This window comes from Streptomyces calidiresistens, from assembly GCF_014141525.1.
GTDB classification, from domain to species: domain Bacteria; phylum Actinomycetota; class Actinomycetes; order Streptomycetales; family Streptomycetaceae; genus Streptomyces; species Streptomyces calidiresistens.
Map to the genome: position 1 here is coordinate 1 of NZ_VKHS01000079.1, position 11,857 is coordinate 11,857.

Sequence of the window (11,857 nt, forward strand, 5' to 3'; positions counted from 1 at the left end):
CGAAACCGCTGCGGCATATTTCAGCGCTTTTACCGAGGCATCAGGCGCGGTTCTCACGGCTATGTTGAGTGCGTAGAGCAGGTTTTTTTTTCTGTTGACACGGCGACTACCGAGAATTACACTTGCAGCTTCGCCGGCAGCGTCAGATGTCTATAAGGGACAGCCCCCGGGCCCCGCCCCGATAAGCAGAACCACATCCTCCGGATGGAGTATGGGGTGGGCGTCGCCGGTGGGGGAGGGGCGCATGGCAGCGCATTCGTTCAATGCCCGCGCCCCCGGGGCGTGGTGATGGTGGGACGGTTTGAACCGGAAGCGGGAAACTCCCCAAATCCCTTGTGAGCTCAGTGCACAGCGGGCATGCTGTCGCTGTTGGAGTTCGAGGTGGCTCGCCACGGCGCGAGACCTTGAGGGGGCGGACATGACCCGTGCGGACAGCAGACTCGTGCAGACCGCGGTGATCGAATCGAAAACATCCCACCGTGCGATCCTTCTGCCGAAGGACGCCGACGAACTCGCCCTGTGGCGTCGCCGGCACCCCCACTACAGCTATTGGTGCGGCCTGGCCCTCGGAGGCTGCGGCAACGAACTCTCCGACCGCCTCTACCGAAACAAGGTCTGCCACTTCGCCCATCACCCCAACACCTCGTGCCACCGCACGGAGACGGGCGTGAACAGCGCGGACCACCTCTTCGTCAAGAGCGACCTGAGCGCGTGGGCCGGCCGGCACAGATGGGGCGCACGGGTCTCGCTCGATGGTCGGGGCGCCGGCCCGGGGGACGCGGTGGACTTCCGGACGCGCGAGGACCGCCGGCACGTACGGTTCCAGTTCCGCATCCTGAACCATCCCGAATGGGTCGCCGCCCGGGAACGATTGAAGCGGGAGGCGGCCGGCGTCGACTGGGTCTTCGGGCCGGGCGCGGTCCATCCGGAGACGATGGAGGAGCTGTACGACGAGCGAGGGCACCTGCTCCGCTTCCGTTGCGAGACCGAGGGCGCGGCACGCCGTGTCCGTCTCCGGGCGGAGGAGCCGGGGCGCAGCACCGACTGGGTGCCCCTCGACGCCTGCGCGATGACGCCGGAGGGGTTGTGGGTACCGGGTCTCGGGCCCCGGCGACGCACCGGATCGGCCGAACCGGCGCGCCGGATGCCCGGGCAGGGTTCCGACCGGCCCCGGCGCTCGCGACAGCAGCAGGTCGAGGCCGTGCGGGAAGCCCTCGTGAAGGCGGCGGGACTGCGCACCCGTCCGACCTGGGAGGTACTGGCCCGAACCGCCGGAGAGGAGCTGTCGGAGCTCTCCGACGCGGAGCGGACACGGTTGCTGACGGACCTCGACAGGAAGGTGGGGAAGAGCGGCAGGCCCTTTCTGCCGGCTCTGCTGCGAACCGATGGCGGTGGTACACCGTCCTACGTGGGGCCTGTCGTCGAGGCGGTCGGTTGCGGGTTCCCCGCCACGGCCGAGGTGTTGAGGCATTGGTGTCGGCGGGAGATCGACCGGGCTTTTGCCGTGTACGGGACACCGCCGCGCATTCCCCTGCCCCGGTTCGGGATCAACAAGGACGGTCACCTTGTGGCGGGTGATGTCCGATCGCCGCAGCCTCGCGTCATCTTGCACAGGGAGAGCGGGGCGTTCGGCAGGGACGACCCCCAAGAGGGGCGCCTTCGGAAGGCGAAGGAGGTCCGAGGGGAGCTGGCGAGGGCACGCAAGGACAAAGCCGTCAGGCGATTGGCCGCTTTCCTCAAGGAGGCGGAAGAGGTGCTCCCCCACCTGTCCCGGGCCCAGAGTGGAAGTCTGCGTGCCGAGATGATCGAGGCACGCACCTGGCTGCGGAGCCACTTGACCGATGAGGTGAAGCGCGCCGGTGGGCCAAGACGCAGAAGGAAGGTCGTCACCTCCACCAGGCAATCCGGCAAGGCCCGGAAGGCGGGCGGCGCCAAGGGCGGGAAGAAGCGGGAGACACCGGCCCCCGGCACCCGTCCCCGTCGGGGCACGGGTGGTGGGTGACCGAGCCGTCGAGGCCCGGGGCCCGGCGGGAAACCCGCCGGGCCCGGGCCCGGACAGCGGAGACGACGGCAGCGGTGAATCCCCCGGGCCGCTGGGGGTCACCCGCGCCGGGGGTCCTCAGCCGGCGGCCGGGACCGGCCACCCGAGGTGGTGGATCACCGGCAGCACCCGGAAGTGCACGAAGGCGAGAACCGGCGTCTCCAGGTCCTCGGCCGGGAAGAACAGGGCGTGCTGCAACGGCTTCTCGTCCTGCGGGTTGTCGAGGTCGACGCGCGGGAGGTTCGGCTTGGGATGGGCCGCTTCCAGCGTGACGCCCTCCCGGGCGGTCAGCTCCCGGAGCACGCACGGCGCCATGAGATCGGTGAGAGCCCGGGTCGTCAGGGACTTCTTGACCCGTGGCCGATGACGCTCGTCGACGTAGGTGGGGTACAGCATGATACGGAGTTCCCGGCGCCCCTCGGTGGGGGAGACGCCGGAACGCAGACGGCCGTACAGGCCCGCCAGGGCCAGCGGCATCTGGGGCATGACCGGCGGTTTGTGGACCACCAGGTTCCGCTCGCCGTTGTCCCAGTGGTCGTCGTGGATCTCCAACGTCGGATACCCCGGCAGGCTCAGCTCCCATGCGAGGGTGCTCGCCTCCGATGACGCGCCGGACAGGGACGACCCGTCGGTTTTCCTCGATCGGCCCTCGACGCGTGTCAGGGTGCCCTCGGCCGGTATGTGCACCGATACCTCTCCCCGCTCGGAAATCGTCGTGCCCATTCAGTCCCTCCGTGCCAGGTCCAGGGCGGCCGTGTGCACGAACCAGTCGAGCACGCCGCGGATCTCCTCACCGTGCGCCGCGAAGACCCCCACCGGGAACGAGGGGCGGAGTTCCAGCTTCGCCTCGGGCAGCTCGATGCCGTCGATCTTGTTGAGGCGGTTCAACAACTCGCGGCGCTGTTCCGAGTCGTCGAAGGGAGCACGGCTCCTGAGGTACTGGAAGACCACCTCGACCGTCCCGCTCACCGGGTAGATCGTCATCGGCCACAGCAGGTGGGGGCGCCGGCTCGTCCCGGCGTCCAGCATCGGGGAGCAGCTGGTCTCCTCGTGCCGGCCGTAGGTGACGTGACCGCCCTGGCGGCGCCAGAAGTCGAGGGTGGCCGCCACCCCGTCGCAGGCCTCCGGCGAGTGCTCCCGCAACTGCGCACGGAACCGTTCGGCCGTCGCCGCGTCCTCCCCGTCGGGGAGCGGGTCGTGCGAGGCGGGCGGCGCGACGTCCTTGCCCAACAGGGTGGCCAGCTCGGCGGCGGACAGGCGTCGCGAGACGTGGGCCCGACCCGCCGGGTCGAACTCCACCCCCTCGCTCATCAGTAGGTCCCGCGGTGGCTGCCGGTCGCTGCTCTCGTCCCAGCGGAAGGAGGCGGAGACCTTTCCCTCGGAGGTGAGGACCCGGTACGCCCCGATCACCGCCGGGTGGGAGCCCAGATACGTCCCGACCGGCACCGGGTGGCTGCCGATCAGCTCGGCGACATCGCCGTACGTGGTCCACGTGCCGCTCGGCATCGCCACCAGGGCCGCCCGCAGCTCCGCCCACCCCGGCCACTCCTCACGGGTGGAGGTGATGCCGCCGAGGGGGCCGGGCCAGAGCTTCACAGCCCGGTCCGCCAGCCGGTCGGCCCGGGCCAGGATCTCCGCCTTGCCCCAGCGTCGCTCGGCGGCGATCTCCTGGTTCATCCGCAGGGCGCTGGCGTCGAGGATCTGCTGCTTGCGCTCGAAGGGGCTGTTGGAGAGCTTCGTGTTGTCCCCGCTGAGGGTGAGGTTGCCGAGGGTGTGCACCAGCAGGTCGTGCAGCTCCTGCGGACTCTGGTTCGGCTCGGTCTCCTCGGCGAGCTGCTCGAACCACTCCGGGGCGGGTCGCTGGGGGAGAACGTGCTCCACGCTCAGGGACGCCCTGGCGAAGTCCACGGGCTCGGTGGAGCCGTAGCTCTCCTCCAGGCGGCGCAGGATGTAACTCCGCTGATACGGACGGCCGCCCCAGTAGAACGGCTTGCCGCGGACGGCCTCGCGCAACTCCTCGTCGCTCGGCCAGCGACGCCGCCGCCCGGAGAGGAACCGCCGGACCGCCTCGGGGGCGGGGCGGTCGGTCTCCAACTCCCTGGGAGCCTCCATGAAGATGCGGTTGAGGCCGGTGGTCGGTGTCTGGCAGATCAGCCGGCGCACCAGATAGGACTCGACGTGGCCCAGCGCCTCCGCCGCCTCCTCCGGGGTCGCCCCTCCGGCGTCGACGAGGTCCAGCAGGTGCAGGGCGAGCGGGTAGTGGGTTTGGCCGCCCCAGGCGGCGAGTCGCTCCAGCACCGCGCGCAGGGCGGGGGAGCGCTCGCGCGAGGGCTCGACGATGCGCAGGAACCGCCGGCCGCGCTCCGCCAACTCCGCGATCTCGCGCTGCAGCGCGTCCTCGTCGCCGGCCAGCGGCTGGAGCCGCTTCTGCTGCTCCCGGTAGATCTCGCTCTGCTTGGTCTTGTGGTGCCCGCGCACCACCAGGTCCAGCCAGACGAGGAGTTCGAGGTTCTTGGGGCCGAGACTCTGCTGCATGGGCAGCCACAGTTCCCGGTAGACCCGCTCGCCCCGTTTGGGCAGCAGCATGAAGACGTAGTTGCGCAGCAGGTCGCTCTGGCTCAGCCCGACGCCGGTGTTGTTGATCGACTCGAAGATCCGGTAGACGTTGTCACCGGACTCGGCGGTGATCTCCACGATCGACAGCAGGTCCTTGAGGACGGTCTCGACCGCCGCGATCCACCGGTCGTCGGGAGTGGCCTCGCGCCCCTCCGCGAACGCGCCGAGGAAGAACCGGTAGGCGGCGCCGATGTTGTCGCCGCTCCCGGCCTCCGCCCGGTTCTGGACGCAGGCCGTGTACGCCTCCCGGTCGGCCTGTGTCGGCAGCAACCGGTAGTGGTCCAGGCCCTCGTGGAACTCGTTCACCAAAATCTGCCGGTGCACCCGGTCCGCGCCGCGTGTGTCACCTGTCTTCTTGAGATGCTCGCGCAGGGCGGTGAACGCGAGCATCAACGTCGTCAGACGCTGCTGGCCGTCCACCACCAGCCACCGCTGCACACCGCCGGCCTGGATCTGACCGGGGGCGAGCACCACGGAGCCGAGGAAGTGCGGGGCGCCGACCTCCCCCGAAAGGTGCTGGTCGACCAGCTCCCCGACGTCCTCCCAGAGCCGTTTCAGCTGGTCCCCGCCCCAGCTGTACGTCCGTTGGTAGAGGGGGACCTGGAACTGTTTGTCCCCCTGGACGAGCTTGAGGAAGGTGATCTCCTGCGCGCGCATGCGCTTCCTTTCCCTGTCGGCAGGCCACGATCGGATGGTGGGTGCGACGGCCCCGGGCCCCGGCGGGCGTTCAACCTACAGTGAACTCCGTCAACGGCGAGGGGCTTTGCGGACATTCACGCCCGGGAGGGCGTCCCGGTGGCCGGGGCCGTGGTCGTCTGCCCGGAGATCCGGGGCATCGTTTCGTTGGGGGAGCGGCGCAGCAGCTTGATGGAACGGCCCTCGACCCACGCGTTCCATGCCTTGAGGTAGTAGAGGAGGTGCTCACGCGAGTCGTCACGGCGGCGGTGGGATCGGCCCGAGGCCAGGGCGAGCATCGTGTTGCGCAGGGTGAGGCGGGGATCGCCCGGCTCGAGCCGCGCGCCGGTGACGATGCCCTCCTTCCAGGGGGCCTGGTCGATGTCCGGCCGGGCCCCGGTGGTCACGTACCAGCCGATGGTCGCCGCCGTGACGGTGATGCGGCACGCGCGGTTCAGCGCGATGCCCCGGGGCAGGGCCTCACGGATGCCGGGATGCTGTTCGAGCACGGTCAGCAGCTGGTCGTGGCTGGTCACGGAGACACCTCCGCTCCAGGCGGAGTTGGGCGCGTGCAGGTACAGGTGGAGGCCGCGCAGGGCCGCGGCCAGGTGTGTCGCGTTGGCCTCCCCCGCCAGGGCGAGCGCGTCCCGACCGGTGCGCTTGCGTCCGGTGTCCATCACCGTGAAGGAGGTTCGGGGCACGCCCCGGGTGACGGTCAACGGCACCGTCGTGTCCGCCTTGACGATGGCCGCCAGGCGGTGCTGGCCGTCGATCAGAACGCCGTCCTCGTCGAACGCGATCCCCTGATGCGTCAGTTGCCACTCACCCCGGCGGATGCGGGCCGCCAACTGCTGCACGGCACTCTTGCTCAGGGGGCGGTTGTTGGTGTTGCGGGTGAGCCACTCCGCCGCCAACTCGGGGCCGACCCGGAGTACTTCCATGTGCATGGTGCGCGGACTCCTCTTTCCGACGGGACGTCGGAGACGCGTGCGCCCCGACGAGGACATCATGCACTGACTGTGTGAACTAAGTCAACGCGCGATAATGATTGCGATCTTGTCTTCGTCCCGATTTTATGGTTCGGTGACCAGCCCCGGGGGATTCCGGAGGGATGCTCGCGCCAGGGGGTCGGCGCTCCTGTGGGTCATGATCCAGAAATGTATTGATACCCTCCCGTGTGTGCTCAGTTCACACCGGAGCTTGCTCCTCCGGAGGTGAGTGGACCCGGCCGGGGCGGGATGACATCAAGCGGCCACCGAGGTGGCCTCGAACAGCAGTGGGGGTGGCGGATGAGCCACGGTGACAGTGGTCGCGGGGACAGGGAGCGGCCGGTCGGGGCCGTCCATCGGTACGACGACGGTCTGGGGGTCCGTGTCGACGACGTGATGCCGTACGAGCCCGCCGATCCGACGGGCCTTCATGGTTATCGACAGGGTGACGACCTCGTTCGGTGCACGCTGTACTTGGACAATCACACCAGTGGGCCCGTGGACCTGGACGGCCTCGACCTGGTGGTGAGCACCGGACCGTACGGCAAGACGGGGCGGCGGATACGGGACCCCCGCGGCGACCTGCTCGACGAGGGGCCCTCCGGGACCCTGGGCGCGGGGCATCGGGTCTTCACGACCTGGGCGTACAGCATCCCACCGGGCACCATCGCCGACCTCGACATCGAGGTGAGGTTCCCCCGGGAGCACAATCGCGAGAGCGTCACCTTCACCACGGCAGGGGAGACGCCCTCCGCGCCGACCGGTCCCCGGGCGACCCTCGCGCGACCGGCACCCCACCCGTCGCCGGGTCGGCTCCCCGATCAGGCGGCGCTGTTCGGCGATCAGCAGCCGTCGCTGTTCACCGAACCGGAACCGGACACCGCGCGCCCTCCCGCCGACGACCGGGGCCGGCGGCCCTCATCGGAGGAGCTCGACGCGGTCCGCGTCCGACAGATCTTCCGATTCCTCGCCGAAGCCGAGGAATCGAGGACGCGTCCCGTCCGCACCCTCGACGGCGCCGCCGGCACCGTGTGGTTCGATGACCTGCCGGACGACCCCGGGGTCGCGGTGATGCTCGACGGAGCCCTCGACACCGACGAGCCCGCGTGGTTGACCGTGGAGCGCCCGGCGCGCGAGGACGCCCCGCATCCCGCGCCCCTCCTGGCGCCCTGGATCGACGACACCCGGCTCCGGGACTTCTCGCAGACCCGGGCCCCGCACCTGCGCCGCCGGATCGAACCCGAATTCCCCGACTGGTCCGGGGGCACTCCGCTCGAGAAGACCTACCACGAACTCGACGCCCATCCGAAGCGCGAGAAAATCGAGAAGCTGTACGCGGCCTGGGAACAGGAATGGCTGTCCTGGGCCGAGCGGCGGCGCGCCATCGACCCCCTGGTCAAGCTCTACGACCGCCTGCACAAGATGCACGAGGACGCCGCCAACCTCGGAGAGGCGTACGAACTCGTGCTCGGGCTGGGCCGGCTCACCTGGCAGACGACCACCCGACAGCGCGTGGAACGTCACCTGGTCACCCACCGGGCCGTCCTCCGCCTCGACCCCACCACCGGCACCCTCACCGCCGGGCCCGACCCGACCGGAGCCGGCCCGGAGCTGGAGGAGGGCATGCTGGAGGGCTCCCGGCACGTTTCCGGCCCGGTGCGCGAGCGGATCGTCGAGGATCTGGAGCAGTCCTCGGACCTCACCGACCCCGGACACCTGGAGGCCGTGCACACCGCCCTGCGCGGCTGGGTCAACGCGGCGCACAGCGCCGGGAGCTACGAGCCCACCGTCGAACGCGTCCATCCGCGCACTCTGGACGTCCCCCGGGTGGGGCTCGCCCCGGCGCTCGTCCTGCGGGAGCGCAACCGCCGGGCGACGATGGACGCCCTCAAGGCCATCGCCCGGCTGGTCGAGACCGGAACACCCCCCACCGAGCTGCTCGGCTACATCGCCGGCCGCGACGGGGCGCTGACCGCCGCCGACCTCGTGGCCTCCGACGGGCCCGGAGCCGGGACCGACGCCGACGAAATGTACTTCGCGCTGCCCGCCAACGAGGAACAGCGCACCATCGCCGAACGACTGCGTGCCAACCGTCTCGTCGTGGTGCAGGGACCACCCGGCACCGGCAAGACCCACACCATCGCCAACCTGGTCACCGACCTGCTCGCCCGCGGCAAAAGGGTGCTCATCACCAGCCACACACCGCGGGCCCTGCGGGTCCTGCGGGAAAAACTCCCGGAGAGCGTCCGTGACCTGTGCGTGAGCCGCACCGAGGACGGCACGGCGGCCCAACGGGAACTGGAGGCCTCCATTCAGCGGATCCTCTCCGAGTACGCCGGGTACGACCCCGGGGCCTCGGAGCGGGGGATCCGCACCCTCTCGGCGCGACTCGCCAAGGTCCGCGCCACCCAGCGGGACATCCTCGGTGACCTCGCCGTGCTGCGGGAACGGGAGACCCACCGCTTCGAGGCGGAGATCGGCGACTACACCGGCAGTCTCCAGCAGATCGCCGAGCGTCTGGCCGCCGAGCGGGAACGGTACGAGTGGCTCGGGCCGGTCCCGGGGGAGCGGTCCTCGGTCACCGCCGAGCAGGTCCTGCGGCTCCTGCACGCCACCCGTGCCTTCGCCCCGCACCACCGTGTCCTGGCGGCCGAGGTGCCCGGCCCCTCCGAACTGCCCGGCCCCGGTGGCTTCGAGGACGCCGTGAACGTGGTGCGCTCGGCCGAGGAGGCGCACGAGGAGGTTCGAAGGGACCCGTTGAGCCTGGAGTACGACGCGGCCGTGCGGGGCCTGGAGGAGGCCGAACAACAACGGTTGAAGAAGGCCCTGGACGCCTTCGCCGGAGCCAGGGCCCGGGCCGCCGCCCTCGCGCAGGCGGCCGACGGATGGGCCGGGGAACTGCTGGAGGAGGTGACGGCGGGGCGAACCCGGCAGACCCACAGCCGGCACGCCGCGGTCACCGGCGCCCTCACCGACCTCGACGCCTCACTCGCCGTTCTGGGGACCGCGATGGTCAGCGGTCTGGAGCGGTACGACCCGGCCGAGGCGCTCGGCATCGCCACCACCCTGCACGACGGCCTCGCGAGCGGACAGAAACTGCGGGGACCACTCGGCACCCGCACGAAGCTCGCCAAGGCCGTGGGGGACTTCCCGCAGGTCGTCCGGGTCGACGGGCGGAGCCCCGAGGACCCCGCCGGTGCGGCGGTCGTCGTCGCCCGCGTCCGGCTCGAACTGCTGTTGGCCCGGGTGGAGGCGGAGTGGGGCACCGAGGTCGGGGCATGGCGGGGCCACGGCCCTCGCCTGGCCCGGCTGCGGCAGGACGCCGACGTGCTCCAGGCCCTGCTGGCCGTGATCGCCACCCGGACCGAGGTCGTCACCGCCGCCGCCGGCTCGCCCCGACTCGCCGTCGCCCCCTGGCACGAGACACCGGTGGAGAACGCGGTCCGCGCCCTGCTCCGGGCCGCGACCACCCTGCGTGCCGCCGAACGATCACGCAGGGTGATCGCGGATGTCGAGGAACTGTTGCGCTCGTGGAGCGACCGTCCCGGGGCCGCCCCCGCCGTCGCCCGTGCGCTCGACGCCGTCCGGGCGCGCGACCCGCGGGCTTACCGGGAGTTCGGCGAGGAGATGGCCGAGGTGCGCGAGGCCGCCCGGCTGCGGGCCGAACAACTGGCCGCGCTCGTCCCGGTGCGCGAGGCGTTCCCATCGCTCGCCGAACGCGTCACCACCTCCCCGGAGGACCCCGACTGGGACCTCCGGTTGCCGATGCTCGCCGAGGCATGGGCCTGGTCGGCGTGGCGTGACCGGATGGAACGCCTCACCGATCCGGAGGTCGAACGCACGCTGCGACACCGTCTGAAGGAGGCCGACGACGAGGCGCGCATCCTGCTCGCCCGACTCGCGGCGGCCCGGGCCTGGCACCGTTGCCTCGGGCTGCTCACCGGCGACCAGTCGCGGGCCCTCAGCTCCTACCAACAGGCGGCCCGCCGGATCAAGGGCAAGTACCGGCACCGGTACCAACGCGATGCCCGGGCCGCGCTGAGCAAGGCTCAGACGGCCGTGCCCGCGTGGATCATGCCGCTGCACCAGGTGGCGGAGACGGTACCCATGGACCGGCCCGGCCTTTTCGACGTCGTCATCGTCGACGAGGCCAGCCAGTCGGGCCTGGAGGGCATGCTGTTGAGCTGGCTCGCCGACCGGATGGTGGTCGTCGGGGACGGCAAGCAGGTCAGCCCCTCCAACGTCGGCCTCAAGCAGGACGAGTACTTTCACCTGCGGGACCGGTTGCTCACCGCCCTGGAGCCGGAGGTGCGCAGTCTCTTCGGCCCGGACTCCAGCTTCTTCGACCTCACCGAGGCGCTCTCCGCCGGGCGCGGCACCCTCATGCTCAAGGAGCACTTCCGCTGCATGCCGGAGATCATCTCCTTCTCCAACGAGCTGTGCTACGACGGCCGCCTCCAGCCGTTGCGGCAGTACGGGGCCGACCGACTGCCCCCGGTCCGGGTCGTGCATGTCGAGGAGGGCGCGGCGGTGGGCGCCAACGACCGTCTGGTGAACCCCGTGGAGGCCGAGAGGCTCGTCGAGGAACTCGTGCGCTGCTGCGCCGACCCCGCCTACGAGGGCAGGACCATGGGAGTCATCAGCCTGCGCGGTGCCAAGGGACACCTGACGGAGCTGGAGAACCTGCTCGCCGAACGCCTCGACTACGAGCAGCGCGAGGCGCGGCGCATCCGGGTCGGTGACGCCGAGGACTTCCAGGGCGACGAGCGGGATGTCGTCTTCGTCTCCTGCGTCAACTCCGCGACCACCTCCGCCGGGACCGTACCGGGCGGCTTCAATGGCAAGACGTACGAGCAGCGCCTCAACGTGGCCGCCTCACGCGCCCGGGACCAGGTGTGGGTCTTCCACAGCGCCCGGCCGGAACAGTTCCACGGGAACGACCTGCGCCGGCGGTGGCTCGACCACCTCGGCCGACCGGCGCAGGAGGGAACCGTCGCCCTGGAGGGCGAGGTGCTGCCGGATGTGCGGCACGAGGCGTTCGACAGCCTCTTCCAACAGAAGGTCTACCTGGAACTGACCTCCCGGGGATACCGCGTGCGGCCGAACCACCGGGTCGGTCGCCATACCCTCGACCTGGTGGTCGAGGGCGGCACCCGCCGACTCGCGGTCGCCTGCGACGGTGACGCCTTCGGCGACGGGGAGGACGCGGGTACCGCCGCCGCTCGTCAGCGGGACCTGGAACGCGTCGACTGGACCTTCGTCCGCATCCGGGGCAGTCGCTTCCACCTGGACCGGGAGCAGGCGCTGGCCCCTCTGTGGGCGGAGCTGGAACGGTTGGGGATCGAGCCCCTCGCCGAGCGCCCCACGGGTGCCACCGTCCCCGATGGAGGAACGGAACTCCCGGGTGCCCCGGTCGCCCCGGTGGGGGATCAGGCCGGGGGAGACGGGCCGGGTGCCCCCGGGGACGCGGGGGACCCGAGTGCCCGGCACGGGAGCCGGGGGATCGGGAGTCCGGAGGCATCGGAAGGGGTGGGGG

General features: G+C 70.9%; 5 protein-coding genes. 2 read left to right on the forward strand and 3 right to left on the reverse strand.

The genetic code is table 11. The annotated features are described in order from the left end of the window. The first annotated feature begins 418 nt into the window (after positions 1–418). A complete protein-coding gene (locus tag FOE67_RS05885; protein ID WP_182661161.1) occupies positions 419–2,002 on the forward strand; it encodes a competence protein CoiA family protein in 1,584 nt (527 codons plus the stop codon). A gap of 117 nt (positions 2,003–2,119) precedes the next feature. On the opposite strand, the gene FOE67_RS05890 is transcribed toward FOE67_RS05885, so the two are convergent. The 3 genes from FOE67_RS05890 to FOE67_RS05900 form a co-directional block, all read right to left on the reverse strand. Further along, positions 2,120–2,764, reverse strand: a complete 645-nt coding sequence (locus tag FOE67_RS05890; RefSeq protein WP_228473592.1) for a hypothetical protein — start codon at positions 2,762–2,764, stop codon at positions 2,120–2,122. After that, a complete protein-coding gene (locus FOE67_RS05895) occupies positions 2,765–5,314 on the reverse strand; it encodes a GmrSD restriction endonuclease domain-containing protein (protein WP_182661163.1) in 2,550 nt (849 codons plus the stop codon). It lies immediately after the preceding gene. Between the two features lie 116 nt (positions 5,315–5,430). Continuing rightward, a complete protein-coding gene (locus FOE67_RS05900) occupies positions 5,431–6,279 on the reverse strand; it encodes a ParB N-terminal domain-containing protein (protein ID WP_182661164.1) in 849 nt (282 codons plus the stop codon). Positions 6,280–6,621: 342 nt separating this feature from the next. Between FOE67_RS05900 and FOE67_RS05905 the strand changes: the two genes are divergently transcribed. Beyond that, positions 6,622–11,857, forward strand: a 5,236-nt coding sequence (locus FOE67_RS05905) for a PDDEXK-like endonuclease domain-containing protein (protein ID WP_228473593.1), incomplete at its 3' end; no start/stop codon positions are given.